The 26296-nt window shown below is 61.1% G+C and carries 22 protein-coding genes and 4 tRNA genes; 20 read left to right on the top strand and 6 right to left on the bottom strand.

From position 1 onward, the window contains the following. The first annotated feature begins 3 nt into the window (after positions 1–3). Positions 4–1830, top strand: coding sequence for a glutamine--fructose-6-phosphate transaminase (isomerizing) (gene glmS, locus DEVEQU_RS17490; RefSeq protein WP_126151883.1), 1827 nt, complete (start codon positions 4–6; stop codon positions 1828–1830). A 132-nt stretch (positions 1831–1962) separates the two neighbouring features. On the opposite strand, the gene recG is transcribed toward glmS, so the two are convergent. Beyond that, positions 1963–4068, bottom strand: coding sequence for an ATP-dependent DNA helicase RecG (gene recG, locus DEVEQU_RS17485; protein ID WP_126151882.1), 2106 nt, complete (start codon positions 4066–4068; stop codon positions 1963–1965). A gap of 75 nt (positions 4069–4143) precedes the next feature. After that, complete coding sequence (locus DEVEQU_RS17480; RefSeq protein ID WP_126151881.1) at positions 4144–4656, bottom strand: ClbS/DfsB family four-helix bundle protein; 513 nt, start codon at positions 4654–4656, stop codon at positions 4144–4146. 150 nt (positions 4657–4806) lie between these two features. Between DEVEQU_RS17480 and DEVEQU_RS17475 the strand changes: the two genes are divergently transcribed. The 3 genes from DEVEQU_RS17475 (at position 4807) to DEVEQU_RS17465 (ending at position 9486) form a co-directional block, all read left to right on the top strand. Next, a complete protein-coding gene (locus DEVEQU_RS17475; RefSeq protein WP_206437879.1) occupies positions 4807–5097 on the top strand; it encodes an FAD assembly factor SdhE in 291 nt (96 codons plus the stop codon). Continuing rightward, positions 5094–8576 (top strand): transcription-repair coupling factor, encoded by a 3483-nt coding sequence (gene mfd / locus DEVEQU_RS17470; RefSeq protein WP_126151880.1) that lies wholly within the window; start codon positions 5094–5096, stop codon positions 8574–8576. Before DEVEQU_RS17475 ends, mfd begins: the two co-directional genes overlap by 4 nt. A 151-nt stretch (positions 8577–8727) precedes the next feature. Further along, positions 8728–9486, top strand: coding sequence for an invasion associated locus B family protein (locus DEVEQU_RS17465; RefSeq protein ID WP_126151879.1), 759 nt, complete (start codon positions 8728–8730; stop codon positions 9484–9486). 58 nt (positions 9487–9544) lie between these two features. Here the strand turns inward: DEVEQU_RS17465 and DEVEQU_RS17460 are convergent, their stop codons facing one another. Next, the gene (locus DEVEQU_RS17460) at positions 9545–10711 is read right to left on the bottom strand and encodes an FAD-dependent monooxygenase (RefSeq protein WP_126151878.1); all 1167 of its coding nucleotides are present in this window, start codon (positions 10709–10711) and stop codon (positions 9545–9547) included. Positions 10712–10979: 268 nt separating this feature from the next. On the opposite strand from DEVEQU_RS17460, the gene DEVEQU_RS17455 reads away from it, so the two are divergent. The 4 genes from DEVEQU_RS17455 (at position 10980) to DEVEQU_RS17440 (ending at position 14407) form a co-directional block, all read left to right on the top strand. Beyond that, positions 10980–11930 (top strand): TerC family protein, encoded by a 951-nt coding sequence (locus DEVEQU_RS17455; RefSeq protein WP_126151877.1) that lies wholly within the window; start codon positions 10980–10982, stop codon positions 11928–11930. Continuing rightward, positions 11927–12898, top strand: a complete 972-nt coding sequence (locus DEVEQU_RS17450; protein WP_126151876.1) for a quinone oxidoreductase family protein — start codon at positions 11927–11929, stop codon at positions 12896–12898. The genes DEVEQU_RS17455 and DEVEQU_RS17450 overlap by 4 nt, the downstream gene beginning before the upstream one ends. A 62-nt stretch (positions 12899–12960) precedes the next feature. Beyond that, positions 12961–13050, top strand: a tRNA-Ser gene (locus DEVEQU_RS17445). A 130-nt stretch (positions 13051–13180) separates the two neighbouring features. Beyond that, a complete protein-coding gene (locus DEVEQU_RS17440; protein WP_126151875.1) occupies positions 13181–14407 on the top strand; it encodes a DUF2254 domain-containing protein in 1227 nt (408 codons plus the stop codon). Positions 14408–14507: 100 nt separating this feature from the next. Here the strand turns inward: DEVEQU_RS17440 and tig are convergent, their stop codons facing one another. From tig to DEVEQU_RS17425, 3 genes are all read right to left on the bottom strand, one after another. After that, positions 14508–15887, bottom strand: a complete 1380-nt coding sequence (gene tig, locus DEVEQU_RS17435) for a trigger factor (RefSeq protein ID WP_126151874.1) — start codon at positions 15885–15887, stop codon at positions 14508–14510. A gap of 46 nt (positions 15888–15933) precedes the next feature. Further along, positions 15934–16018, bottom strand: a tRNA-Leu gene (locus tag DEVEQU_RS17430). A gap of 61 nt (positions 16019–16079) precedes the next feature. Beyond that, positions 16080–16436 carry a nuclear transport factor 2 family protein gene (locus DEVEQU_RS17425; protein ID WP_206437878.1) on the bottom strand — a complete coding sequence of 119 codons (357 nt, stop codon included), beginning with the start codon at positions 16434–16436 and terminating at the stop codon, positions 16080–16082. 218 nt (positions 16437–16654) lie between these two features. On the opposite strand from DEVEQU_RS17425, the gene DEVEQU_RS17420 reads away from it, so the two are divergent. The 12 genes from DEVEQU_RS17420 (at position 16655) to DEVEQU_RS17365 (ending at position 26288) form a co-directional block, all read left to right on the top strand. After that, positions 16655–16993 (top strand): P-II family nitrogen regulator, encoded by a 339-nt coding sequence (locus tag DEVEQU_RS17420; RefSeq protein ID WP_126151873.1) that lies wholly within the window; start codon positions 16655–16657, stop codon positions 16991–16993. 54 nt (positions 16994–17047) lie between these two features. Then, positions 17048–18457 carry a type I glutamate--ammonia ligase gene (gene glnA / locus DEVEQU_RS17415; RefSeq protein WP_126151872.1) on the top strand — a complete coding sequence of 470 codons (1410 nt, stop codon included), beginning with the start codon at positions 17048–17050 and terminating at the stop codon, positions 18455–18457. Between the two features lie 221 nt (positions 18458–18678). Next, positions 18679–20148, top strand: coding sequence for an NAD(P)H-hydrate dehydratase (locus tag DEVEQU_RS17410; RefSeq protein ID WP_126151871.1), 1470 nt, complete (start codon positions 18679–18681; stop codon positions 20146–20148). A gap of 156 nt (positions 20149–20304) precedes the next feature. Further along, on the top strand, positions 20305–21504 hold the full coding sequence (gene tet / locus DEVEQU_RS17405; protein WP_126151870.1) for a Tet(A)/Tet(B)/Tet(C) family tetracycline efflux MFS transporter: 1200 nt from the start codon (positions 20305–20307) through the stop codon (positions 21502–21504). 206 nt (positions 21505–21710) lie between these two features. Further along, the gene (locus DEVEQU_RS17400; RefSeq protein WP_035079006.1) at positions 21711–21983 is read left to right on the top strand and encodes an HU family DNA-binding protein; all 273 of its coding nucleotides are present in this window, start codon (positions 21711–21713) and stop codon (positions 21981–21983) included. 133 nt (positions 21984–22116) lie between these two features. Next, positions 22117–22192 (top strand) — tRNA-Val (locus tag DEVEQU_RS17395). 213 nt (positions 22193–22405) lie between these two features. Next, a tRNA-Asp gene (locus DEVEQU_RS17390) sits at positions 22406–22482 on the top strand. Between the two features lie 151 nt (positions 22483–22633). After that, entirely contained in the window at positions 22634–23368 is a 735-nt protein-coding gene (gene msrA, locus DEVEQU_RS17385) for a peptide-methionine (S)-S-oxide reductase MsrA (protein WP_126151869.1), read from the top strand. Between the two features lie 233 nt (positions 23369–23601). Beyond that, entirely contained in the window at positions 23602–24147 is a 546-nt protein-coding gene (locus DEVEQU_RS17380) for an outer membrane protein (protein WP_126151868.1), read from the top strand. A gap of 321 nt (positions 24148–24468) precedes the next feature. Next, complete coding sequence (locus DEVEQU_RS17375; RefSeq protein ID WP_126151867.1) at positions 24469–25008, top strand: outer membrane protein; 540 nt, start codon at positions 24469–24471, stop codon at positions 25006–25008. Between the two features lie 342 nt (positions 25009–25350). Next, entirely contained in the window at positions 25351–25716 is a 366-nt protein-coding gene (locus DEVEQU_RS17370) for an NADH-quinone oxidoreductase subunit A (RefSeq protein WP_126151866.1), read from the top strand. Then, positions 25707–26288, top strand: a complete 582-nt coding sequence (locus DEVEQU_RS17365; protein ID WP_126151865.1) for a NuoB/complex I 20 kDa subunit family protein — start codon at positions 25707–25709, stop codon at positions 26286–26288. The genes DEVEQU_RS17370 and DEVEQU_RS17365 overlap by 10 nt, the downstream gene beginning before the upstream one ends. The last annotated feature ends 8 nt before the right edge of the window (positions 26289–26296 follow it).

The following is a 26296-nucleotide window of genomic DNA, read 5'->3' as shown; positions in this document are numbered from 1 at the left end:
GATATGTGCGGGATCGTAGGTATCGTGGGCGAAGCGCCCGTTGCCGGCCGGCTGGTGGACGCGCTGAAGCGGCTTGAATATCGCGGCTATGACAGCGCCGGCGTCGCGACGCTGGAAGCGGGCGCCATTTCCCGGCGCCGGGCCGAAGGCAAGCTCGGCAATCTGGCACAGAAGCTGAATTTCGAGCCGCTGGGCGGCAATATCGGCATTGGCCACACGCGCTGGGCGACCCACGGCGCGCCGACCGAGAACAATGCCCATCCGCATGCCACGGATCAGGTGGCAATTGTCCACAACGGCATCATCGAGAATTTCCGCGAGCTCCTGGCGGATCTAGCTGCGGATGGTTATCTGCCCAAGACGCAGACCGATACCGAGTCCGTGGCGCTGTGGGTGACGCGTGAACTGGACAACGGCGCCGATCCGGAACTGGCGGTGGCGCGGACGCTCAAGAAACTCAAGGGTGCCTTTGCGCTGGCCTTCCTGTTCCGGGGCGAAGAAAGCCTGCTCATTGCTGCCCGCCACGGGGCGCCGCTGGCCATCGGCTATGGCACGACTGAAATGTATCTCGGCTCCGACGCCATGGCGCTGGCACCGTTCACCTCGCGCCTGACCTATCTGGAAGACGGTGATTGGGCGGTGATCACCCATAAGGGGGTGACCATCCGCGATGGCAAGGATGCACTTGTCCAGCGCGAGCAGTTGCTGTCGCAGACGGCGGCGCTGATGGTGGACAAGGGCAATCACCGCCATTTCATGGCCAAGGAAATCTACGAGCAGCCCGAGACCATCTCGCACACGCTCAGCCACTATGTGGATATGGGCGCTGAAAAGGTCGCGATCCGCGAAAAGCTGCCCTTTGACTTCGGCGACTTGTCGCGTCTTACGATCAGCGCCTGCGGCACTGCCTACTATGCCGGCGCCATCGCCAAATACTGGTTCGAGCGCTATGCCCGTCTGCCGGTCGATATCGACGTGGCCAGCGAGTTCCGCTACCGCGAGCCGCCGCTGGAAAAGAACGGGTTGTCGCTGTTCATATCCCAGTCGGGCGAAACCGCCGATACGCTGGCCGCTTTGCGCTATTGCGCCGGGCAGGGCCAACATGTGGCGAGCCTAGTCAATACTATTGAATCCACCATCGCACGTGAATCGAGCGTGGTGTTTCCGATCCTCTGCGGCCCGGAAATCGGCGTAGCATCGACCAAGGCTTTGACGGCACAACTTACGGCGCTGGCAAGCCTGGCGATTGCCGCGGGTCGTGCGCGCGGCGCCCTCAGCGCCGAGCAGGAGACCGAACTGGTCCAGGCGCTGACTGCGCTGCCATCGGCAGTGTCAGCGGCACTTGGTGCGGAAGCGCAGATCGTCGACATTTCCAAGCGTCTCTCCAAGGCCAAGGATGTGCTCTATCTCGGCCGCGGACCGATGTTTCCGGTGGCGATGGAAGGGGCGCTTAAGCTCAAGGAAATCAGCTACATCCATGCCGAAGGCTATGCTGCCGGCGAACTCAAGCACGGCCCCATTGCCCTCGTAGACGAAGCCATGCCGGTGATCGTGGTGGCGCCATCGGACGAGCTGGTCGACAAGACGCTCTCCAATATGCAGGAAGTGGCGGCGCGCGGCGGCAAGATCATCCTGATCACCGACCCGGAGGGCGCCAAGACCGTCGGCCACGGCGTGGCCGACATCATCGAAATCCCGCATGTGCACTCGTTCGTGGCGCCGATCCTCGCCACTATTCCGGTGCAGCTCCTAGCTTACCACACGGCGGTATTCATGGGCACGGACGTCGATCAGCCCCGCAATCTGGCGAAATCGGTGACGGTGGAGTAGAGGCATCCTCCTCCATCGACCGTCACCCTGGGGCTTGACCCGAGGGTTCTGCACTTGACGGGCGATCAGCAAATGAAGGGCACTCGGATCGAACCCGAGAGTGACGGCAGGTGGGTGTGGCGGCAAAGTGCGCTACCCAGCCCGGATCAGCGGAATCGCGAGGTCCTTCCGGAACAGATAGAGCAGCGTTCGCGCGGCCTCTCCGTCTGGACCGGTCAGTCCGGGATTTCGTTGCAAGAGCGCCTTGGCGTCGTCATGGGCGAATTCGAGCAGGTGTCGGTGGACGTCGGGCACGGCGAGGCGATAGCCGGGCATGCCCGACTGCCGCGTGCCCAGGATGTCACCTTGTCCGCGCAGTTCCAGATCGCGCTCGGCGATCTCAAAGCCGTCTTCGGTGGATTTGATGGTGTCGAGCCGCGCCTTGGCCGTATCGCTTAGTGGGTCCTTGTAGAGCAACAGGCATGCCGAGCGTTGCGAGCCGCGACCGACACGGCCGCGCAACTGGTGCAATTGGGCAAGGCCGAAGCGTTCGGCATGCTCGATGATCATGATGGTGGCATTGGGGACGTCGACGCCCACTTCGATGACCGTTGTCGCTACCAAGAGCTTGATCTCATCGGCCTTGAACCGCTCCATCACCTCCTGCTTGGCGGCGCTGGACATGCGGCCATGGACGAGCGCCACCTGGTCGCCAAAAACCTGTCGAAGCTCGGCAAAGCGGTCTTCGGCCGACACCACTTCCAGTGTCTCGCTCTCCTCGACTAGCGGGCATACCCAATAGGCCTGTGCGCCTTCAGCGAGTTTAGCCTGCAGGCGGCCAATGACCCGGTGATAGTCGCCAATCGATAGTACTGCGGTGTCAATGGGCTGGCGTCCGCGCGGCTTTTCCTTGAGCACGCTGACGGCCATGTCGCCGAAATGGGTGAGCACGAGGGTGCGTGGGATGGGCGTGGCGGTCATGACCAAGAGATCGGCATGCTTGCCCTTGTCGGACAGCGCAAGGCGCTGGTGCACCCCGAAGCGGTGCTGCTCGTCCACGACCGTGAGGCCGAGGTCATGAAATGCGACGCCGGACTGGAAGAGCGCATGAGTGCCCATGACAATGTCGATGCCGCCATCGGCGAGATCTGCCAGGATTTCTCGCCGTTCAGCTGCCGGCATTTTGCCGGTGAGCAAGGCGCAGCGCAGGCCGGCCGCTGCTGCCAGCGGCGCTATGGTGCGAAAATGCTGTGCCGCAAGAAGCTCGGTCGGCGCCATCAAGGCGGATTGGGCGCCGCTTTCGGCCATGGCTGCCATCGCCATCAGCGCCACGACGGTCTTGCCGGAGCCCACATCGCCTTGCAGAAGGCGCGACATACGATCCTCGGAGGCCAGATCACGATAAATGTCGTTCAGCGCCAGTTTCTGGCCCTCGGTGAGGGAGAATGGCAGCGCCGCCGCGACGCGCGCGGTGATGTCAGCGGTGAACTGGCGAGCAATGCCGCGGTCGGCAACCATGGTCGAGCGCACCAGTTGCAGCGTGATCTGGCCGGCCAGATATTCGTCATAGGCCAGGCGTTGTCGGGCAGGCGCCCAGAGCTCGGCCTCTCCGGGATTATCAGGCAGGTGCACCATGTGCATGGCCCGGGCAAAGTCGGGCCATTTGCGCTGGTCGAGCGTTGCGGTATCGATCCATTCCGGCAGGGTAGGGATGGCTTCGACGGCCTGCCGGACCAGTTTTGCCAGGGCCTTGGAACTGAGGCCATTGGTCAGCGGATAGACCGGCTCTACCAATGGCAGCGAGGCGAATCTGTCCGGCTCGACGATATAGTCCGGATGGGTGATCTGCTTCTCGCCGTTGAAGAAGTCGATCTTGCCAGAGACATAGCGCTCCTCGCCGACCGGGAGTGCCTTTTCGACCCAGCCGCCTTGGGCGCGGAAAAAAACCAAGCTGATCGCGCCAGTTTCATCATGGGCAAAAACGCGGTGCGGGATGTGCGGCTTGCCGCGTGGCGGGGGCTGGTGCCGATCGATGTGCAGCCGCAGCGTCACGATCTGGTTGAGATAGGCCTCGGCAATGCCGACCTGGCGCCGCCGATCGACGACGCCGGAGGGCATGTGCATCAGCACGTCGAGCACGATGGCTTCCTGTCCATCGGGTGCGCCGAAGAAGCGCGTCAGGAGCGCAGCGAGCTTGTCACCGACGCCCTTGATGGCATGAAGCGAGCGAAACAGCGGCTGGAGGTTTTCTGGACGCAACGATGATTCTCCTGGCCGGAAGGTGGCACAAAAAGAACAGGAGAAGAACAGGGCAGAGCCCGCTGGCTTCTGGTGCTAAGCCGTTGCGGTGTTTTTCACCCATTTGCGCAGCCGCGTGCGCGCATTGGCATAAGGTGAAGCGGTGTTGAACTGGATCATGCGGCCCTGAGTCCATTGTTCATACCAGGACCGGCCATATAGGGCCTCATTGCTCTCTGCCTCAACGAGGGCGACGATGTCGGCCTTTGCGCTGTCCAGTCGGTCGAGCAAATCCGAATAGGGAAGGGCCGCATAGTCGTCGTAGAATTTCTGCGCCAGGCGCCCCAGCTCATTCCATTTGTATCCAGTTTCCGGAAAATCCACCCGCTGACCGGCGGCCTTGGCACGGCACCATTTGAGCACCAACTCGTTCCAACCCAGGAGATAGGCGGCAAGGTCGTGCACGCTCATCATCGTGCCTTTGGCGTGTCCCTCGAGCGTTTTCGCGCTGGTACGCTCGGTGGGGACGGCCCTGAAGTCAGCGGCAAGCCGCGCATAGTTCTTGTTGATCGCCTCGAGAAGCTCTGACTTGTTTTGCGGCACCGCCATGTTTCGTCTCCTGGCTCGCTCTCATCCTTAGCGCAGGCGGAACGCCGGAGGGATGATCGAAATCAACTTCGCCGGGCTTTGGCACAAAGGGCTGACAAGCGGGCCGCATGCGCGTAAGAGACATGTCCAAATCGAGAACAAACTTGCATCATGGGTGTCAAAATGACGGCCGGTGAGGATATCGCTATTCGCCGCAAGCGCTTGCGCTACAGGGCCTGGCATCGTGGCACCAAGGAAATGGACCTGGTGCTGGGGCCATTTTGCGACGCCAATATCGAGGGTTTCGATACGCCGACGCTGGATCGGCTGGAAGCGCTGATGGACGAGGAAGACCCCCCATTGCTCAAATGGGTCATGCGGCAGGACGAGCCTCCCGCCCATGTCGACCGCGAATTTCTTGATCTGGTGATTGCCGACCATCAGGCGCGGATCGAAAAATGACTGAGCATTCCGCAATCGTTCCGCCCGTCCGCACATTGTCCAATGTGCCGGACGGAATGCAGCCCCTGGTGCTGTCGCGGCTGGTCGAGCAGCGGCTGAAGGCCGCGCCGGAAGATGCCGCGGCATTGGTTTTCGTGGCTCGCGACGGCCGGCGCATGCAGCGCATGGCCGAAGTACTGGGCGCCATGCTGCCCGGCCACACCATCCTGACGCTGCCGGCCTGGGACTGTCTGCCCTATGATCGCGTCTCGCCGAACAATGTGACCATTGCCGCGCGCATGAATGCGCTGGCTGCGCTTACCGGCGCTACCAAGGGCGCGATTGTACTGACTGCGGTCAATGCGCTGATCCAGAAGTTACCGCCGCGCGACATGGTGGAAACCATGTCGTTTTCTGCAGCTGTTGGGCGGGTCGTGGACAGCGACAAGCTCGTGGCCTGGGCTGCGAATAATGGCTATCTGCGGGTGCCCACTGTTCGCGAGAGCGGGGAATTCGCGGTGCGTGGCGGGTTGGTGGACCTGTTCCCGGCCAGTTTCGAGTCGCCTCTGAGGTTCGACTTCTTTGGCAGCCAGCTGGAATCCATCCGCACATTCGATCCGGACAGTCAGCGCACCACGGGTACACTGAAACGCGTCGATCTGACCCCGATGAGCGAGGTGATGCTCAACGAGGAAACGATCAGGCGCTTCCGCCAGAACTACACGGCAGCCTTTGGCGGCAACACCGTCGATGACACGCTTTATGCCTCTGTCAGCGGCGGCGCCCGTTATTCCGGCACCGAGCACTGGCTGCCCTTCTTCTACGACCATCTGGATCGGCTGTCGGATTATGTCGGCGACGCGCCATTCGTGTTCGACGATCAGGCGGCCGAGGCCTATGCCGAACGCGTCGAGCAAATCCGTGACTACTATCAGGCGCGTGAGGCAGCACGCCTCGGGCCGCCTGTCGCGGGCAGTGGCGCTCCTTACAAGCCGATCAAGCCCGATCTGCTTTACGACCTGGAGCAACATCCCTATGCGCTGGCCGGTGCCAGCGTCGTCCAGCTCTCGCCGTTCCTTTCGCCACAGGCCGGCAAAGCAGATGACGTTGGCGGGCGTATCGCGCCCAGTTTTGCGGCCGAACGGCAGGCTTCCGACATCAACCTGTTCCAGGCGGTGGTGGATCGATTGCTGGCCGAGCGTCGCGATGGTCGTCGAGCTATTCTCGCCTGCTGGAGCGCGGGCACACGCGATCGCATGGTGCAGGTGCTCAAGGATCACGGTCTTACTAATCCGCGCCTTGCGGAAAACTGGCGTGACGCTGAGACCACCAGCGCCGCCACGACCTCGCTCGTGGTGCTGCCGCTTGAAACCGGCTTCGAGACCAAGGACCTCCTGGTCCTGTCCGAGCAGGACATTCTTGGCGAGCGCATCCTGCGTCCACAGCGCAAGAAGAAGGCGTCGGACGCGCTGACCGAGGCGGCGTCGCTCAATGCTGGCGATCTTGTGGTCCACGTCGATCACGGCATCGGCCGCTTTATCGGGCTCAAGGTGATCGAAGCCGGTGGTGCGCCGCATGAATGCGTCGAACTGCAATATGCCGGCGACACCAAACTTTATCTGCCTGTCGAAAATATCGAGCTTCTGACCCGCTACGGCTCGGACGATTCTTCGGTAGCATTGGACAAGCTGGGCGGCGTCGCCTGGCAGGCCAAGAAGAGCAAGCTCAAGCAGCGCATCCGCGAAATGGCCGAGCAGCTCATCAAGCTTGCGGCGCAGCGTCTCCTGGTCAAGGCCGATGTGGTCGATCTCAATCCCGGCGCCTACGAGGAATTTGCGGCGCGCTTCCCCTATGAGGAGACCGAGGACCAGCTTAACGCCATCGGTGCGATATTCGACGACCTGACCTCGGGCAAGGTCATGGACCGGCTGGTTTGCGGCGATGTGGGCTTCGGCAAGACCGAAGTGGCCCTGCGCGCCGCCTTTGCGGTGGCGCTCAGCGGCAAGCAGGTTGCCGTGGTGGTGCCGACCACTCTATTGGCGCGCCAGCATTTCAAGACTTTCGCCGAACGCTTCCAAGGATTGCCGGTTCGCGTGCGCCATGCTTCGCGCATGGTGCCTGCGGCCGAACTTAAGGCGACCAAGGAGGGCATGGCCGACGGGCAGGTGGATATTGTCGTCGGCACCCATGCCCTGCTGAGCAAGTCGATCAAGTTCAAGGATCTTGGCCTTCTGATCATCGATGAAGAGCAGCATTTCGGTGTCGGTCACAAGGAGCGCCTCAAGGAACTCAAGGCTAATGTGCATGTGCTGACGCTAACGGCGACGCCAATTCCGCGCACGCTGCAGCTGGCGCTGACCGGGGTGCGCGATCTCAGCCTCCTGGCAACGCCGCCGGTCGACCGCCTGGCCATCCGTACCTTCATCTCGCCCTTCGATCCGCTCTCCATCCGCGAGGCTCTGCTGCGCGAGAAATATCGCGGTGGGCAGAGTTTTTATGTCGTGCCGCGCATCAAGGATCAGGCCGATATCGCCGAGTTCCTGCGTCAACAGGTGCCGGAAGTCAGCTTCGTCGTGGCCAATGGCCAGATGCCGCCGGGCGAGCTCGACGACATCATGAACGCCTTCTACGACAACAAGTTCGACGTGCTCTTGGCGACCACGATCGTGGAGTCGGGGCTCGATATTCCCAACGCAAATACGCTGATCGTGCACCGGGCAGACAATTTCGGCCTGGCACAGCTTTATCAGATCCGCGGTCGCATCGGCCGGGCCAAGGCGCGCGCTTATGCGCTCTTTACGGTGCCGCCAGATCGCAAGCTCACCGACACGGCCGAACGCCGCCTGGGCGTGCTGCAATCGCTCGAAAGCCTGGGTGCCGGCTTCCAGCTGGCCAGCCATGACCTCGACATTCGCGGGGCAGGGAACCTCCTGGGCGACGAGCAGTCGGGCCATATTCGCGAGGTGGGCTACGAGCTTTACCAGGCCATGCTCGAGGAGGCGGTCGCCAATCTCAAAAACGGCGAGGAAGAGTACGAGGACCGCAACGAGTGGAGCCCGAATATCTCGCTCGGCATGCCAGTGATGATCCCGGAACACTATGTGCCGGACCTGCAGCTGCGCATGCAGCTCTATCGACGCCTCGGCGATCTCGTGGATATTCGCGATATCGACGCGGCCGGCGCCGAGTTGATCGACCGTTTCGGCCCTTTGCCGGAGGAGGTCGAAGCGTTGCTTAAGGTCATTCTGGTCAAGGCGCTGTGTCGCCAGGCCAATGTCGAAAAGGTCGATGCCGGCCCCAAGGGTGCCGTGCTGACGCTGCGCAACAACCAGTTCCCCAATCCGGCGGGTCTCGTGAAGCTCGTGAGCGATCTGGCCAATCAGGTGCGCGTCAAACCCGATCAGAAACTCGTGTTCGTGCGCAACTGGCCGACCCCGGAAGCGCGGCTGAAGGGAACGGCGGCAATCCTGGCAAAGCTGGCGAAACTGGCGGAAGCATAGGCTCGGCAGATGCAGCTCTGCCGCAGGAAAGCATAATCTTTTGGCAAGGGGTTCCGGTCATGTTATTGCCCGAATTGCGCCCTTGAAGGGCATTACAGTTTCTAGGGTGGCGGAACGCCGCCTGGACCGCCAAGGAAGGCAAGGACACTCAATGGATTTCAGGAAACCCCTCGTCGCCGGTTTTACGGTGGCTGCGCTGATGATGTCGCCGCTGTCGGCTTATGCCCAGGATACCACTGCACCAGCCCCCGACGCTCCCGCCGCCGAAGCGCCGGCAACACCCGCTGCCGATGGCGCCGCAGCGCCAGCAGCTGCCGCACCGGGCGGCGTGGCGTCGCAGAACTGGCTCAAGGTTTGCGATCCGCTGCCCGATGGCCAGCAGGCTTGCATCATGCGCCAGGTGGTTCTGGCCAATGGCCAGTTCCTAGGCTCGTTCCTGCTGCGTGATGATCCGGGCCAGGAAAGCCGCCTGCTCGCCGTTGCCGCCGTGCCGCTCGGGGTGCTGCTGCCATTCGGCCTGACCTGGCAGATCGACGGTGCCAAGCCGGTGCGCGTGCCCTACATGCTCTGCGACCCGACCTCCTGCGCCACGCAGCTGGTGATCAACGAACAGTATGTGAATTCGCTTAAGCGCGGCAACGTGCTCAAGCTCACCGCCAAGAATCGCCAGAACCAGGATCTCACCATCGAGATCAACCTCTCTGGCTTCACGTCGACCTATGATGGTGAAGCTGCGCTTACTTTCGAGCAGTTCCGTCAGGAAACTTCGGGTGAGAATGCTCTGGAGCAGGTGCTTCAGGATCGAGCCGAGCAGCTGCGTCAGCAGTTGAGTGCCGGCGATGGCGCCGCCACCCCGAATGCCCCTGCGCCTGCCGCTGGCGAACAGCCTGCGCCGCCGCCGGCTCAGTAAGAGCTTCTGCCACGGCAGAACAACCAAAAGGCGCGGGAGACCGCGCCTTTTTCGTATTCTAGAGCAGCTTGCGTTCGCCCATGCCGAGGGCAAAGGCCTTTCGCCGCAAGGGCGGAAGCAGCTTTAGCGCCCAAAGACCGCTGGCGCGAGCAGTCTGGCTGGGGATCATCTCGGTCAAAAGGGAGCGGAAAAGCGTGTCGACGAAGCCACCGGTGCGCGCGAGATCGTCGGCGCGAAGCTCGGCATAGGTTTGGCTCGCCTCCCGTGCCCAATCGGGTTGCCGGCGGTCTGATCTGGTCACGGCGTCGACCAAATCAGACACGTCACGCAGGCCGAGATTGAGGCCCTGGGCGCCAATCGGTGGGAAAGCGTGGGCGGCTTCGCCCACCAGGGCCACGCCGTCCTTGCCGGCGACGTCGACGCTGAGCGAGCTAAGCGGGAAAACGACGCTGGGGGACAGCAAAGAGATATTGCCGAAGAGCCGCTGGGACTTCTGATGCAAGGCTTGGATGAGTGCTTCCGGGCCGCCGGCCTGCACGCGCCGCAATACCGGTTCTTCATCAATCCAGACCAGATTTGCCTTTCGTCCGCCCGCCGGTACGAGGGTGAAAGGACCATGCGGATAATGAAATTCTACCGAGGTCCCGCCGATTGGTCGTGACAGTTCGAGGTCGCAGACGAGCGCCGCCTCTTCAAACTGGTGCTCATGCGTGCCTATGGCCGAGGCGGCGCGGATCAGCGATTTCTTGCCGTCGGCGCCCACGACCAGTTTGGCACGATAAGTGGCTCCCGATGACAGGGTGACCACGCCTAAGCCGTCCTCGCGCCGAAGGGTGTTGACCACGCCATCGACGGTGGTGAGGCCCGTTGTGGGCGCTGCCTTCTGGAATTGTTCGAGCAGCACGGTGTTCGCAAAATTCCAGCCAAAGGCGTTCATGCCGATTTCTGTGGAATCGAACAGGGTTTCCGGGGCCCTGATCAGCCGACCCGTCGCGTCGATGATCCGAATGGCTGTGAGAGCATGGCCGATATCTTCCGGTGCGCTGATCAACCCCTGCGCCACGAGAAAATCGACGCTGGGCATCATCAGCGCCGAGGTGCGTCGATCCGGCGGGGAAGGCGGTGCGAGGTGCAGAGTCTCCAGCCCGGCACGAGCCAGGCAGACCGCGGCGGCAATCCCGGCCAGCCCGCCGCCGACGACGATGACATCCGATTGTTCGTCCATGGCGTCAGCGCCTTTCCGGATTGGTTTGCGCAGAACGGCGCTGAATGGCCGAGATTGCCAGACGGAGAAGGTTTGAGGAATTCATGGCGCGCCTCCAATCTCAAGGAACCAGATTCCGGGATGTGTTGTTCTCGGCATAGCAGCGGGGTGGATCGAGCGCCATTCCGCGGCCTGCCGCAGGCAGCGAATTTGTCTGCTGCGCCTCTTCACCGCCTGACGCGTGCTTCCTAAATTAACCCGGATCCGAGAATCGGAATTGGAGCTATCCATGCTGGAATTGCTGGCCGACCCGAATGTGTGGGTAGCCTTTGCCACGCTCACGATCATGGAGATCGTGCTGGGCATCGACAATATCGTGTTCATATCAGTGCTGGTTTCGCGACTGCCCCGCGAGCAGGCCGAATTTGCCCGCAAGCTGGGCATTGGTCTGGCTCTGGTCTTCCGGATCATTCTTTTGTTCCTGATCAGCCTGATCGTACAGCTGAAGGACCCTGTCTTTGCCGCCTTCGGGCATGACTTTTCCTGGAAGGACATCATCCTCATCGCCGGTGGTGGCTTCCTGATCTACAAGGCCACGCATGAAATGCATGCGGCCATCGAGGAGCCGCACGAGGTGGGGCTTGCTGATGCCGCCAAGGCGACGCTGCAGGCCATTCTCATTCAGATCGTGATCATCGATATGGTGTTCTCGATCGATTCCATCATCACAGCGGTGGGGATGGTGCCGGCGGATCAGGTCGCGGTGATGATCGCCGCCGTGCTGGTTGCCGTTGGTGTCATGTTCGTGGCGTCCGGCCCGATTGCCCGCTTCGTGGCTGACCATCCCACCACCAAAATGCTGGCGCTCGCCTTCCTCCTGCTGATTGGTGTGACCCTGGTGGCCGATGGTCTGGGTTTCCACATTCCCAAGGGCTATATCTATTCTGCAATGGCTTTTTCGGTGCTGGTCGAGGCGGTCAACATCTTCGCCAAGCAGCGCAAGCTAAGTCATTCCGGTGCTGTTGCGCAGAAACCCGGCTTTACGCCATTTACCGGGGATACCGGCTCGGTGTCGCCGGAGGTCGCCATCGCGGCGGTGAGCGGCCGGGGCGTTTCCCCGGCAACGTCTGGCGCCCTCGCGACGCCTGCGCCTGTCGGCCCCAAGCCTCGACCCAAGCCGACGGGCGGCGCGCAGTCGCGCCCCAAATCGGCGCCTCGCAAGCCCAGGAGCCCTAAATGACCAAAGCTATAGTTGTTCGCGAGACCGGTGGCCCCGAGGTTCTGTCGCTTGAAGACTGGGACGTCGCTGCGCCCGGTCCGGGGCAGGTGCGGCTACGCCAAACCGCAATCGGGCTGAACTTTATCGACACCTATCAACGCTCGGGCCTCTACCCTCTGCCAATGCCCTTTGTTGCCGGAAATGAAGGCGCAGGCATTGTCGATGCTGTGGGCGAGGGCGTCAGCGAGTTCCGGCCGGGCGATCGCGTGGCCTATCAGGGCGTGCCCGGCGCTTATGCCAGCGAACGGCTGATCGCGGCAGAGAAGCTGGTGCCGCTGCCGGACGGCGTGGATGAACAGACGGCTGCAGCCGTCATGCTCAAGGGCCTTACGGCCTATTACCTGCTGTTCAAAACCTGGGCGGTGCAGCGTGGTGAGACCATTCTCTGGCACGCTGCGGCCGGCGGCACCGGTCTGATTGCCACGCAGTGGGCCAAGGCGCTTGGAGCAACGGTGATCGGAACGGTGGGCAGCAGCGAAAAAGCCGATATGGCTCGCGCGCATGGCTGCGACCATGTGATCAATTATCGTCAGGAAGATTTTGCCGCTCGTGTCCGCGACCTGACGGGGGGCAGGGGCGTCGATGTCGTTTATGACGGAGTGGGCAAGGCCACGTTCGAGGGGTCTCTGGACAGTCTCAGGCCGCGGGGGCTGCTTGCCAGCTTCGGTAATGCCTCGGGGCCTGTAAGCGTGCCCGACCTCGGCATTCTGGCGCGCAAGGGCTCGCTATTCGTCACACGACCGACCGGCGTGCACTACTATGCTCGTCGCGAAGATCTGCTTGAGGGAGCGGCAGCTTTGTTCGACGCGATCAAGAGTGGTGCGATCAAGGTCGAGATAAGCCGCCGCTTCGCCTTGTCAGACGCTGCCGACGCTCATCGCGCCCTGGAAGGTCGGGAGACATCCGGCTCGGTGGTGCTCTTGCCATAAATGTGTGGGGTGCGGCCCTGCCTCTGGACAGCCGCACCGCACACGTCTAAAGCCACACCAACGGGTAGGTGGCAGAGCGGTTGATTGCTCCGGTCTTGAAAACCGGCGAAGGTGAAAGCCTTCCGGGGGTTCGAATCCCTCCCTACCCGCCATCCCCGCATCGGTACACTTCCTCAGCGATTGTAGTGGGCTTTCACAGCGCCGCATGCAACGATCGGTGTGTGCTGGCAGTTCATCTCCCACTTCACCCTGTTTGCCTCGTTCAACAAGCCAGGACGGCGCGTGAGCTATCTCAGATTTAAGCTTGGTCAATTGCTGCAGCGCATGTGGTTCTTGCCCGCCGCCTTTTCCCTGGCCGCCGTGCTGACAGTGGTGGTTGCCTATGTACTGGCGCGCTTTGCGCCCGACGAATTGCCGTTCGTTCTGCCGTCGAATGCGGTGCAGTCGATCCTGCAAATTCTGGCGTCTAGCCTACTCACTGTGGCTGTGTTCGCGCTTTCCACGGTGGTTGGGGCGTTCTCAGCGGCCTCAAGTGCCACCACGCCACGCGCCGTTCCGCTGATTGCCGGCGACCTGCAGGCGCAGACTTCAATCTCTGTATTCATCGGGGCGTTTCTTTATTCAATCGTCGGGATCATCGGGCTGTCTGCTGGTCTCTACAGCGACGCAGGCCGGCTTTTCCTGTTTGTCATGACTATTGGCGTGCTGGTGCTGGTGGTGACTTCCCTGATCCGCTGGATCGGCCATATTTCGGCTATTGGTCGCGTCGGACACACGATCGGCGTGGTCGAGACGGCGACGCGACGCTCGCTTCTCAGCATGAGCGAGCACCCGTTGCTGGATTGCCGACGCCTCGAGGGCGACGCTGAGGGGGAGCCGATCAGCGCCGCTAGACCGGGCTATGTGCAGCATTGTGATGCTCGTGCCATCCAGAAGCTGGCCGAGGAGCATGAATTGACGGTGGCGGTTCTGGCGCGTCCGGGGACCTATGCGACCCCGGTAAGGGCATTGATGCGGGTGCAGGGACAGGTCGACGAAGAGCTGCGGGATGCTTTGCTCGATTGCTTCGTCCTCGGAGATCAGCGCGCCTATGACACCGATCCACGTTTCGGTTTCATCGTGCTGGGCGAGATCGCCGACAAGGCGATGTCGGCGAGTATCAACGATCCGGGCACGGCAATCGTGGTCATCGACACGGTGACGCGGCTGCTGCTGGAATGGGAAGACGAAACCAAAAGCGGCGAGAATGATCGCGTTCTTGTGGCTCCACTGCTGCCGCGCGACGTGCTCGAAGATTTCTATCGCCCGATAGCCCGCGATGGCGCGCAGATCATCGAGGTCGTGGCGCGGATGTTGAAAAGCCTCGAGACCGTCGCCGCCTGCAAGCCGGGCTTCGCCGATGCGGCAATTGCAGTGGCGCGAGACCTGGTGAGAAGGGCGGAGAAGGCGATGGAGGCGGACAGCGACCTTGCCGCCATGCGTCGCGCCGCCCACTGGATTGATTCCTGATCAGACGCCAGCGGCGCAGCCTACAGCACGCCGATGCCGGCCCAATAAAAAAGCCGCCCCAAAGGGCGGCTTTTGAATTTCCAGCCAGATCCTTTGGACCTTAGTGGTGGTGTTCCTCGGGGACATTGTCCTCGTCGGCCTGGATCAGCTTGGCGAGGTCGTCGCGGCTCATCTTCTTTTCGCTGATGTCGCCAAGACCGGCCACGTAGTCAACGACCTTGTTCTCGAAGATGGGAGCGCGCAGCGAAGCCAGGGCCTGCGGGTTCTTGCGGTAGTAGTCGTAAACCTGCTGTTCCTGGCCCGGGAAACGACGAACCTCGGCGATCAGCGCCTGCTGGTGCTCTTCGTCGGTCACGTTGACTTCGTTCTGGTTGCCGATTTCGGCGACCACGAGGCCCAGGCGCACGCGGCGCTCGGCGATGCGCTGATACTGCGCCTTGGCTTCTTCCTCGGTCGTGCCTTCGTCTTCGAAGGAACGGCCGTGGCTCTGCACTTCGTGCTGAACGCGCTGCCAGATGGTGTTGAACTCGGCTTCGACCAGTTGAGCCGGAACGTCAAACTTGTGGCCGTCATCGAGAGCATCGAGAATCTGGCGCTTGATGTGCTGGCGGCTCATCGAGTCGAGAGCGGCTTCCATCTGCGACTTCACGGCGTCACGCAGCGCCTGGACACTGTCGAGGCCGAGGCGCTTGGCGAAATCGTCATCCAGCTCGCCCTGGTTCGGGCCGTCGGCGTGCAAGATGGTGACGTCGAAGGTTGCGGCCTTGCCGGCGAGCTCGGCATTGCCGTAGTCGGCCGGGAAGGTGACTTCGATGGTCTTGGTCTCGCCCTTCTTCATGCCAACCAGCTGCTCTTCGAAGCCGGGGATGAATTCGCCGGAGCCGACGGTCAGGTGAGCGTGGTCGGACTTTCCGCCGTCGAATTCCTTGCCGTCGATCTTGCCGACGAAGCTGAGGCCGAGGCGGTCGCCGTCTTCGACGACAGCACCATCACCCTTGTCCGTGTAGCCACGGTTCTGGGCGAAGACACGGTTTACTTCGGCGTCGAGTTCTTCGTCGGAGATGTCGACGACTGGCTTGGTCAGCTTGACACCCTTGACGTCCATCAGGGTGACAGCCGGCAGGACTTCATATTCGACTTCGAATGCCAGGTCGGCCTTGCCGTCCAGGACGTCGTTGATGATGGCCTGGTCCTGAGGCAGGTCGACCTTGGGCTGGGCGGCAGCGCGCTCTTCGCGCTTGTCCAGGGTATCGGACACGGTGGTGTTGATCGCGTCGGTCATGACCTCGGACATCGCCGAACGGCCGTACATCTTCTTGAGATGCGCGGTCGGCACCTTGCCGGGACGGAAGCCCTTAATGTTGGCCTGGCCCTTGAGCTCTTCGAGCTTGGCGTCGAGGCGCGAGGCGAGATCCTGGGCCGGGATGGTGACGCTGAGCTTGCGCTTCAGACCTTCGTTGAGGGTTTCGGTAACCTGCATGGGGGTCTATTCCCGTAATGATTGATCTTATGGGCCGGGGCCACGATGGTGCGGGTGAGAGGACTCGAACCTCCACGCCTTGCGGCGCTGGAACCTAAATCCAGTGCGTCTACCAGTTCCGCCACACCCGCTTGGGTCCCCGTTGGCCGGGTTGGGGTTGCATCTATATGAAGAGTGCAGGCCAGTCAAAGCCTAGCTTGGCGATTTGGCGGCGATTGAGAACACCGTGGTGATGAGCCCGCCCTTCGTGACGAACATAACCGCAGTCTCCAGCGGCTCCGACGACAGGCCGTGGATGAGCTCGTGATCGATCACAGTGTCCCCAACCTCCATACGGCTGACCAGCTCTGCGCGCAGGCCCTCATGCACGAAGCGGCGGTTGGCATAGAAGTCGGCGAATGCCGGTTTGCCGTCCAGCAGCAATGTCATCTCCGGAAGGCTATAGCCCCGGACCTCTTCTGCGAAAGCCGAAAGGAAGCGCGGCAAGTCGCGCTGATTGTAGGCATCGAATTGCAGATGAACCGCCTCAAGTGGCGTCATAAGCGTCATAATTGGCCCGTCTCCAACCCAAGTCTCGCATGTTTTGCCTCAATAATGTGCATTACGCACGGAAATTGGACACTCACATAGGTATGCGCCGTTTCCTGTTGCTCAGTGCTTGGCGCTAAGACTTTCTCATATAACATCTTTTCTTATTTTTGGCACCCTGGCATAGGCTGTGCATACCGATTGGCGGTAACTGCCGAAAACGGCCAGTGGAGGCGCAAGTGAAAAAAATCGAGGCTATCGTAAAGCCGTTCAAGCTCGACGAAGTCAAAGAAGCGCTGCAGGAAGTTGGCCTGCAGGGCATCACCGTGACCGAGGCCAAGGGTTTCGGCCGCCAGAAGGGCCATACAGAGCTCTATCGCGGCGCTGAATATGTGGTGGATTTCCTGCCCAAGGTGAAGGTCGAGGTGGTTTGCCCCGACGAGCTCGCCGAAAAGGCCATCGAGGCCATCCGCACCGCTGCGCAAACCGGCCGCATCGGGGATGGCAAGATTTTCGTCTATTCCATCGAGCAGGCCATCCGTATCCGTACGGGCGAATTCGGTGACGACGCGCTCTAGGCGCCGGCACTGCACAACCAGAAACAAACTCCGAATTAGACAGGGGAAGACCTAATGACCACCGGAGCCGAAATTATCCAGCGCATGAAGGACGAGAACATCAAGTATCTCGACGTGCGCTTCACCGACCTGCGCGGCAAGCTGCAGCACGTGACGATGGATGCCTCCGTCGTCGACGCCGACCTGTTCGAAGATGGCGTGATGTTCGACGGTTCATCGATTGCCGGCTGGAAGGCCATCAATGAGTCCGACATGGTTCTGATGCCCGATCCGAACTCGGCCTATATCGACCCGTTCTTTGCCGCCTCGACCCTCGCTATCAACTGCGACATTCTCGAGCCGTCGACCTACCAGCCCTATAACCGCGACCCGCGCTCGATCGCCAAGAAGGCCGAAGGCCTGGTGAAGTCGTCCGGTGTCGGCGACACCGTCGTATTCGGTCCCGAGCCCGAATTCTTCATCTTCGACGACGTCAAGTACTCCACCACCACCTACAAGGTCGGTTTCGAGATCGACGCCGCCGAGCTGCCGACCAACAATGACGCTTCCTATGAAGGCGGCAATAACGGTCACCATATTGGTCTCAAGAAGGGTTATTTCCCGGTTCCGCCGCTGGACAGTGCGCAGGATATGCGCGGTGAAATGCTCGAAGCCATGGGCCAGATGGGCGTCATCATCGAGAAGCACCACCACGAAGTGGCTTCCGCCCAGCATGAGCTCGGCCTCAAGTACAAGCAGATGATCGCGTCGGCCGACGACGTGCTGATCTACAAGTACGCCGTTCAGCAGGTCGCCAACTCCTATGGCAAGACAGCAACCTTCCTGCCGAAGCCGGTTTATGGCGACAACGGTTCGGGCATGCACTGCCATATGTCGATCTGGAAGGACGGTAAGCCGCTGTTCGCCGGTGACCAGTATGCCGGTCTGTCGCAGGAATGCCTGTGGTATATCGGCGGCGTGATCAAGCACGCCAAGGCCATCAATGCCTTCACCAACCCGACCACCAATTCGTACAAGCGTCTGGTGCCGGGTTTCGAAGCGCCGGTGCTGCTGGCTTACTCGGCCCGCAACCGCTCGGCTTCTTGCCGTATCCCCTTCGGCCAGTCGCCGAAGGCAAAGCGCGTCGAAGTGCGTTTCCCGGATCCGCTGGCCAACCCGTACCTGGCCTACACGGCGCTGCTGATGGCTGGTCTCGATGGCATCAAGAACAAGATCCACCCGGGCGACCCGATGGACAAGGATCTGTACGAGCTGCCCAAGGAAGAGCTCAAGGAAATCCCGACCGTCTCCGGTTCGCTGCGTGAAGCCCTGGAAAACCTCGACAAGAACCGCGACTTCCTCAAGGTTGGCGGTGTGATGGACGATGATTTCATCGATGCCTATATCGAGCTCAAGATGCAGGAAGTTCACCGCGTCGAAATGACCCCGCATCCTGTCGAATACGAAATGTACTACTCCGCCTAATCGCGAGAGCGGAAAAGAGAAGGGGCCCTGCGGGGCCCCTTTTTTTGTTTTGAGGCATTGTTTGTATATGCGGCGAATTGGCAGCGCCGCCGAGTGTGCGCTTCTCCCCGGGAGCCTATGGAACAGCGCCTGCATCGTCACCAAATGCTTGAGTTGAGCGCGCAATTGCGTCAACTGGGATGGTCGGCGTGCCGTAGCGCCGGTGCTTGTGAGGCCGATCGATGACTGTGCAGCCGGATATTCTCCTTACCCCCCAGCAGATGGCGGAAGCCGACCGGCTGGCGGTGGAAAGCGGCATCAAGTCCTTTCGTTTGATGGATGCGGCCGGCAAGGCGGTCGCCGACGCGATCGTCGAGCATTACTACCAGCGTTCGGTGCTGGTGCTGTGTGGTCCGGGGAACAATGGCGGCGATGGCTTTGTGATTGCGCGCCTGCTCAAGCAAAAAGGTTGGCCAGTGCAGCTTCGGCTGATCGGTGAGCGCGAATCGCTGCGGGGCGATGCCGCTGCTGCGGCGGCACAGTGGACCGGCCGGGCAGACCCGCCGACCGCCAAGGATATCGAGAACGCCGATCTCGTCGTCGACGCGTTGCTGGGCGCGGGCCTGGACCGCGACGTGGATGGTGAATTCGCTGAAATGATCGAGGCAGTGAACGCTTCGAGCCTGCCGGTAGTCAGCGTCGACGTCCCCAGTGGCATTGATGGTGCGACGGGCGACGTGCGCGGCGTGGCCATGATCGCCGATATGACGGTAACGTTCTTCCGCCTCAAGCCCGGCCACCTCCTGTTGCCGGGTCGACAGCATTGCGGCGAAGTGGTGCTGGCCGAGATCGGTATTCCCGAATCGGTCCTCGAGCGGATCGACGCCAAGGCTTGGAAGAACAGCCAGGGCAGCTGGTCCGTGCCAACGGCGCTGGCCGATGGGCACAAATTTGACCGTGGCCACGTCGCCGTGGTGTCGGGCGGGCCGCTGGAAACCGGCGCGGCGCGGTTGTCGGCGCTCGGCGCTTTTCGGTCGGGGGCAGGGGTGGTGTCGCTGGTCGGCAGCCGTGAGGCACTTGCTGTGCATGCAGCGCATGTGACTGCCATCATGCTCAAACCCGCCGAATCGCCAGCAGACCTGGCCAGTCTGCTCGAGGATAGGCGTATCAATAGTGTCGTCATCGGCCCGGCTGCCGGGGTCGGTGACACTACTATCCAGGGCGTGCTGGCCGTGCTTGCGTCGGGGGCCGCGGTGGTGCTCGATGCCGACGGGATCACCAGTTTCGCCAGTTCCAGCGAGCGTCTGTTCACTGCGATAAAGGCAAAGAATCGCCCGGTGGTGCTGACGCCGCACGACGGTGAGTTCGCTCGGCTGTTCGGGCAGGTGCCAGGTGGCAAGCTGGAGCGTGCGCGGGCGGCAGCCGCTCACTCCGGGGCGGTGATCGTGCTCAAAGGCAGTGACACCGTCATTGCGTCGCCGGACGGTCGCGCCGCCATCAACGTCAATGCGCCGGCATGGCTTGGCACAGCGGGTTCCGGTGATGTCCTTGCGGGCATCATCGCCGGGCTTATGGGGCAGGGCATGGACGGCTTTTCGGCCGCCTGTGCCGGTGTATGGCTGCATGCCGAGGCAGCCAACCGCTTCGGCGGTCCCGGTCTCATGAGCGAGGATTTGCCGCTACTGCTCCCCGGCGTGCTTGCCAGCCTTTGATGGACGGCAAGCACCTGTCTGCTGTCAGAGACTGTCGCATGGCGCATCCATTTTCCTTTTAAGGTTGCCGGTGGGCGACCAGCAAAGTTCTGCCGCTGATGCGCTTCCGCCCCTTGGCGCTGCGTGCAGCGCGCCGTTTTCCCTTCGGAGCCCAAGATGAACAAGGCGCTTGTCGTCATACTCGCCGCAGTGATGCTCGATGCCGTGGGCATCGGCCTCATCTTCCCCATTCTGCCGGCGCTATTGCGCGATGTCGGGCACACCACTGAAATTGCGACATTGCTGGGGATCATGCTGGCGCTCTACTCGGCGTGCCAGTTCCTGTTTTCTCCGATTCTCGGCGTGCTCAGTGACCGGTTTGGCCGGCGGCCCGTATTGCTGGTCTCCTTGGCGGGGGCGGCGCTCGACTATCTGATCATGGCGTTTGCGCCACAGTTGTGGATGTTGGTGGTGGGGCGGGCGATTGCCGGGATCACCAGCGCCAATATGGCGGTGGCCACTGCGTACATCACTGACATCTCCAGCGAAGATGAGCGCGCCAAGCGATTTGGCCTGTTTCATGCTATGTTCGGCATCGGATTTATTATCGGGCCGGTGCTTGGCGGGATTTTGGGAGACATCTGGGTACGCTCGCCATTTCTCGTGGCTGCGGCGCTCAATGCGGTGAATTTTGCCCTAGCGCTGTTCGTCTTGCCCGAATCGCGGCCTGGACGGAAGGAGGCCAACTTCACCTGGGATACGCTTAACCCCTTCAAGCCTTTGCGCTGGGCGCTGACGTTCAAGGCGTTGATTCCGCTGATGGCGCTTTATCTCATCATGAATCTCGTCGGCACCGTCTATGGCACGACATGGGCCATTTTCAGCGAGGACAGCTTCCAGTGGAATGGCTTGATGATCGGCCTGTCGCTTGGTGCTTTTGGCGTCTTCCACGCCTTGGCGCAGGCGTTTTTGACCGGCCCGGCCGTGGCGCGGCTGGGTGAGCGTTGGGCGCTGGTCGTCGGCATGGCGTTCGAGGTCGGTGCGATGTTGACACTGGCTTTTGCAACCCATGGCTGGATTCTGTTCGTCATGGCGCCGGTGTTTGCGCTGGGCGGAATTGGTATGCCGGCGCTGCAATCCCTGACCACGCGGCAGGTCGATGCCGATCGTCAGGGGCAATTGCAGGGGGTTCTCGCCAGCCTTGTGAGCCTGGCCTCGGTATTCGGGCCGCTACTGTTCAGCTTCGTCTATTATGGCGTGCGCGGGAGCTGGCCAGGCGCGATCTGGCTGGTAGCAATCGGGATTTACCTGCTCGCCCTGCCAATCATGCTGGGCATCGGCCGCTCTCGCCCGGCCATGGGCGTATCGGAGACATAGGGCCGCATCTGGTTCACAATTTCCCGGAAAACCGGGCGAAACTAGACTTGTGGGCTTGCTGGGGCCATTTTTCCGGTCCATTAACAGCTTTGCACCGTCAGGTCGCCGAAAACCCCCGGATTTCCTTGCGTATCGCGCAGAATCGAAAAAGGTTGACGGCATTCTGGTTCGCCAGCGAAGGCGGGCTTTCACTGTGAGGAAACGCTATGAACAAAAACGATCTGGTTGGCGTCGTTGCCGACAAGGCTACGATCACCAAGGCACAGGCCGCCGAAGCGGTTGACGCAGTGTTCGAGGCTATTACCGCTGCCCTGAAGAGCGGCGACGAAGTTCGTCTGGTTGGTTTCGGCACCTTCGCCGTTTCCCAGCGCAAGGCTTCCACGGGTCGCAACCCGGCCACCGGTGCTGAAATCCAGATTCCGGCCTCGAACCAGGCAAAGTTCAAGCCCGGCAAGGGTCTCAAGGACGCGATCAACTAAGATCGTGTGCGGCCTTTGCGGCTCCATCGGCTCCGAGCGTTTCACGCCGGGGCCGTTTTTGTTTCGCGAAATGTCTGTTGACGTTGCGCATCGGGCACCCTAATCAGGGCGCCATCCCGGCCGGGTCTGGCAAGGGCGATTAGCTCAGTTGGTAGAGCGCCTCGTTTACACCGAGGATGTCGGCGGTTCGAGTCCGTCATCGCCCACCATTTTCTCGTTTGCCCGCCGATTTCTCCCTCCGCCCTTAATTCTTATCCGTCGCATGAGCTTTTTCAGCTTGTGGGTTGAGCTATTTGAGTTTTCCACAGGTGACGGGGGTCGTGAGAAGTTTTTGCGACATTCGCAGATCGAGCGCTTGACCTGCCGAAAAGCGCTGGCTATATGAGCGTCACGTTCAGCGAACAGCCAAGCAGTTCGCCGATGCGGGAGTAGCTCAGTTGGTTAGAGCGCCGGCCTGTCACGCCGGAGGTCGCGGGTTCGAGCCCCGTCTCTCGCGCCACCCTTCACCGTTGAAGTTTCCGGTTTGGGTTGGCTTTTGACCGAGCGGTCATTGTTACTTTCATATCCTCGTGATCTGCACGTTGCGCTGTAACGTTTGACGCCTTTCTACCGTATCTGCTGTAACTGAGTTTGAGCAGAAGGTGCTGATCATGGCCGAGGCTTCCTCCGAATCCCTTACAACACTGGTCACGGGCCGACGCAAATTGCTGCTGGGCATGGCGGTTCTGCCGATTCTCGGCATGCCGCTTCTGGCGCGCCCGGCGTTTGCCCAGGAAAAGCCGGTCGAGATTCCACCGCCTGATCAGGACCTGGTCGAAAAGGGCCCGACTGCCGTCGCTGTGCTGGCCGGTGGCTGCTTCTGGGGAGTGCAAGGCGTGTTTCAGCGGGTCAAGGGTGTCACAAATGCCGTGTCCGGTTACTCCGGCGGAGCAGCCGAGACCGCCACTTATGATCGGACGACGCGCGGAGACACCGGCCACGCCGAAACCGTCGAGATCACTTACGATCCCTCTGTCGTCAGCTTCGGCACGCTGCTGCAGATTTACTTTTCCGTCGCTCACAACCCGACGCAGCTGAACTACCAGGGCCCGGACCACGGCACCCAGTATCGTTCGACAATTTTCCCTTTGAACAAGGATCAGGAGGACGTAGCGCGGGCCTATATCGCTCAGCTCGACGCCACCGGACTGTTCGAAGGCCCGATCGTCACCACGCTTGAACCCTTCAAAGCGTTCTATCCGGCTGAGCAATATCATCAGGACTTCCTGACGCTGAACCCGGACTGGCCCTATATCGTGGTCCACGACCTGCCGAAAATCTATTCGCTCGAGCGCATGTTCCCAGCCGAATACCGCGCCGATCCGGTGCTAGTCGGGACGCTTTGAGATAGGCGATATCTAGGTGTTGCCATCCGGCAACGCTTGCCTGGCGTCATATTATGGCCTTCCCAAAGACCGTTTTTGGCCGGCAAGCCCAGGCAAACCGGGCCTGTGCTCGGATGGCGAGGGCAGGGGGAGACCCCATGTTTCGCCGCTCCGGGCGCTGAAAGCCTGGGGGGAACTGGTGCTGAGGCGCGGCGTTCCTCCCAACAGATGGCCCAGCACGAAGGAGAACAGCAATGCGCATGTTCAAGATTGTCGCCGCATCGGCGATTGCCTCTATCGCAACCATGGGTGTCGCCACGGCAGCCGATCTCATCACGGTCCCAACGTCCACACCTGTCGAAATGCCGATCTATGAAGAGCCGGGGTTTGACTGGAACGGGTTTTATGCCGGTGTCTATGGTGGCGTTCAGGATAGTGCCGCAGGTGGCACGCAATATGGCTTGGGTATCCAGGCTGGCGTGAATGCCCAGTTTGACTTCTATCTGCTTGGCGCCGAAGTGGCCGTGCATGGTCTCACCGGAGGCGCACTCGATACCAGCTATGGCCAGATCCTTGGTCGTGCCGGTCTGGTGGTCACAGACGATGTCGTCGTTTATGCAGCCGGTGGTTATGGAATCGATCTGGGTCCGCCCGCGGAAGAAGACTTCCTGCTCGGTGGTGGCGTGGAAGTCGCCGTCACGGATGCGATCTCGGTGCGCGCACAATATCTGCATGGATTCCCCAATCAGGGTGGCAATCCGAAGAATCAGTTCACTGTCGGGGCTAACTTCCACTTCTAGTCCTGACCGTCATTCTCATCCTGAGACGGCCCCGCGAGTATTCTCGTGGGGCCGTTTTGCATTGGTTGTGATTCCCGATTTCCGTTTGCCGACAGTGGGAATCCGGGCGCCTTGGCCCTCCGGGCGCACGCATTTCGCCGGCTCGCAAGTGGCATTTGTCTCAAATTGAACCAATTGCGGGGCATTCGCGCAACACCTGCCCCGAAATGGTCATCAAATCTTATCCGCACTATGGAAAATGGCTTTCTGCCACCTTGTCAGCCGCGCGCCTGTGGGGCATCTATCGGCCGACTACGGTTAACTCTATTGGGAGTGCAAGATATGTTTGTACGTTCTCTGTCGCTCGGCGTTGCAGCCGCTGCTCTCATGGTTGGTGGCGCTCAGGCCGCTGACCTCATCATCCCGACCACCCCGCAGCCGATCTACGCTCCGGCTGGCTTCAACTGGGAAGGCCTCTATGCAGGCGTCCAGGGCGGCGGTGAGTTCTTCAACGGCACCACCTACGGCGTCATTGGCGGCCATGTCGGCGTGAACTTCATCCCGGCTGACCCGATCCTGCTCGGCGTCGAAGCTACCGGCGAATACTGGTGGAACAATGCTGTCTCCGGCAGCGAGTTCCTGATCAACGCCCGTATCGGTGCTGTCGTCACCGACTCCGTGCTCGTGTACGCCATCGGCGGTACCGGCATCGAGAACACCGGCGGCGCTTCGAACGGCATCTACCAGCTCGGTGGTGGTGTTGAATTCGCCGTGACCGATTCCATCTCGGTTCGCGGTCAGGTTGTTGGCCTCGGCTACTACAACAACGCTAACTTCTTCGACGCCACCAAGGCGACCGTGGGCGTCAGCTTCCACTTCTAAGGTTCTTCGCCCCGGAACACGGGGCGTCTAATCTTGCAACCCAACTCGGCGAACCGGCAACGGTTCGCCGTTTTGGTTTTGGGGTGTTGATTCTTCTGTCCGTTCCAAAAACAGCGCTTGTGGCGAAACAGAATGTGCTTCCTGCGAGCCAATTGTGGGAAATCCGTGCCGAACCGCTGTAGTTGTTATATGATTATTTTGCTCATATTTTCTTTCCCTTGAAACGTCATGGGGGAAGGTCTAAGCCGTTTCGCATCACCTGTGCGTCGGCTCGCTCGCCCCAATTGCTTGCTTTGCTCACGCGCTTCCGGCTCCTTGCTGGACCGAACGTTAGGCTGCCGCATGACTGATTTGCTCAGCGATTACCTGCCCATAGTTCTATTCATTGGGTTGTCTGCCGTTATTGGCTTGGCGCTGTTGATTGCGCCGTTCCTGGTTTCTTTCCGACGTCCCGACCCTGAGAAGGTCTCAGCTTTCGAGGCTGGCTTCGATGCGTTCGACGACGCGCGCATGAAGGTCGATGTCCGGTTCTACCTGGTGTCGATTCTCTTCATCATCTTTGATCTCGAAGTCGCCTTTCTTTTCCCGTGGGCCGTGGCGTTCCACGACGTGGGCTGGTTCGGCTTCTGGTCGATGATGATCTTCCTCGGCGTGCTGACCGTCGGCTTTATCTATGAATGGCGCAAGGGAGCTCTGGAATGGGATTGAGCCCGTCTTCTTCGACGCTGGTTACCCCGCGTCCGACCGGTGCCATTGATCCGGCGACCGGCAAGCCTTTTGGTGCGGACGATCCGTTCTTTACGGGCGTCAATAACGAGCTGGCCGACAAGGGCTTCCTCGTGACCACGGTTTCGCAACTGATCACCTGGGCCCGTACTGGCTCGCTGATGTGGATGCAGACCGGTCTGGCCTGTTGCGCCGTGGAAATGATGCAGATGTCGATGCCGCGTTACGACATCGAACGCTTCGGCACGGCGCCACGCGCATCGCCGCGCCAGTCCGACGTGCTGATTGTCGCTGGTACGCTGACAAACAAGATGGCTCCCGCGCTGCGCAAGGTCTATGACCAGATGCCAGAGCCGCGTTACGTCATTTCGATGGGTAGCTGCGCCAATGGCGGCGGCTACTATCATTATTCCTATTCTGTGGTGCGTGGTTGCGATCGCGTGCTGCCGGTAGACGTCTATGTTCCGGGCTGCCCGCCGACGGCCGAAGCACTTCTGTATGGCATTTTGCTGCTGCAGAAGAAGATTCGCCGTGACGGAACCATTGAGCGATAGGGCCGGTC

It is taken from the genome of Devosia equisanguinis, assembly GCF_900631955.1.
Taxonomy (GTDB): Bacteria; Pseudomonadota; Alphaproteobacteria; order Rhizobiales; family Devosiaceae; genus Devosia; species Devosia equisanguinis.
This window is presented reverse-complemented; position numbering and strand designations above follow the sequence as displayed.

Excerpts from the sequence above, each read along its gene's own strand:
- DEVEQU_RS17455 (WP_126151877.1), top strand. The coding sequence starts at position 10,980 with ATGCTGGAATTGCTGGCCGACCCGAATGTGTGGGTAGCCTTTGCCACG.
- DEVEQU_RS17410 (WP_126151871.1), top strand. The coding sequence starts at position 18,679 with ATGACTGTGCAGCCGGATATTCTCCTTACCCCCCAGCAGATGGCGGAA.
- DEVEQU_RS17365 (WP_126151865.1), top strand. The coding sequence starts at position 25,707 with ATGGGATTGAGCCCGTCTTCTTCGACGCTGGTTACCCCGCGTCCGACC.
- glnA (WP_126151872.1), top strand. The coding sequence starts at position 17,048 with ATGACCACCGGAGCCGAAATTATCCAGCGCATGAAGGACGAGAACATC.
- glmS (WP_126151883.1), top strand. The coding sequence starts at position 4 with ATGTGCGGGATCGTAGGTATCGTGGGCGAAGCGCCCGTTGCCGGCCGG.
- DEVEQU_RS17450 (WP_126151876.1), top strand. The coding sequence starts at position 11,927 with ATGACCAAAGCTATAGTTGTTCGCGAGACCGGTGGCCCCGAGGTTCTG.
- DEVEQU_RS17425 (WP_206437878.1), bottom strand. The coding sequence starts at position 16,436 with ATGACGCTTATGACGCCACTTGAGGCGGTTCATCTGCAATTCGATGCC.
- tig (WP_126151874.1), bottom strand. The coding sequence starts at position 15,887 with ATGCAGGTTACCGAAACCCTCAACGAAGGTCTGAAGCGCAAGCTCAGC.
- DEVEQU_RS17475 (WP_206437879.1), top strand. The coding sequence starts at position 4,807 with ATGGGTGTCAAAATGACGGCCGGTGAGGATATCGCTATTCGCCGCAAG.
- msrA (WP_126151869.1), top strand. The coding sequence starts at position 22,634 with ATGGCCGAGGCTTCCTCCGAATCCCTTACAACACTGGTCACGGGCCGA.
- DEVEQU_RS17480 (WP_126151881.1), bottom strand. The coding sequence starts at position 4,656 with ATGGCGGTGCCGCAAAACAAGTCAGAGCTTCTCGAGGCGATCAACAAG.
- DEVEQU_RS17375 (WP_126151867.1), top strand. The coding sequence starts at position 24,469 with ATGTTTGTACGTTCTCTGTCGCTCGGCGTTGCAGCCGCTGCTCTCATG.
- DEVEQU_RS17400 (WP_035079006.1), top strand. The coding sequence starts at position 21,711 with ATGAACAAAAACGATCTGGTTGGCGTCGTTGCCGACAAGGCTACGATC.
- DEVEQU_RS17370 (WP_126151866.1), top strand. The coding sequence starts at position 25,351 with ATGACTGATTTGCTCAGCGATTACCTGCCCATAGTTCTATTCATTGGG.
- DEVEQU_RS17380 (WP_126151868.1), top strand. The coding sequence starts at position 23,602 with ATGCGCATGTTCAAGATTGTCGCCGCATCGGCGATTGCCTCTATCGCA.
- tet (WP_126151870.1), top strand. The coding sequence starts at position 20,305 with ATGAACAAGGCGCTTGTCGTCATACTCGCCGCAGTGATGCTCGATGCC.
- DEVEQU_RS17465 (WP_126151879.1), top strand. The coding sequence starts at position 8,728 with ATGGATTTCAGGAAACCCCTCGTCGCCGGTTTTACGGTGGCTGCGCTG.
- mfd (WP_126151880.1), top strand. The coding sequence starts at position 5,094 with ATGACTGAGCATTCCGCAATCGTTCCGCCCGTCCGCACATTGTCCAAT.
- DEVEQU_RS17460 (WP_126151878.1), bottom strand. The coding sequence starts at position 10,711 with ATGGACGAACAATCGGATGTCATCGTCGTCGGCGGCGGGCTGGCCGGG.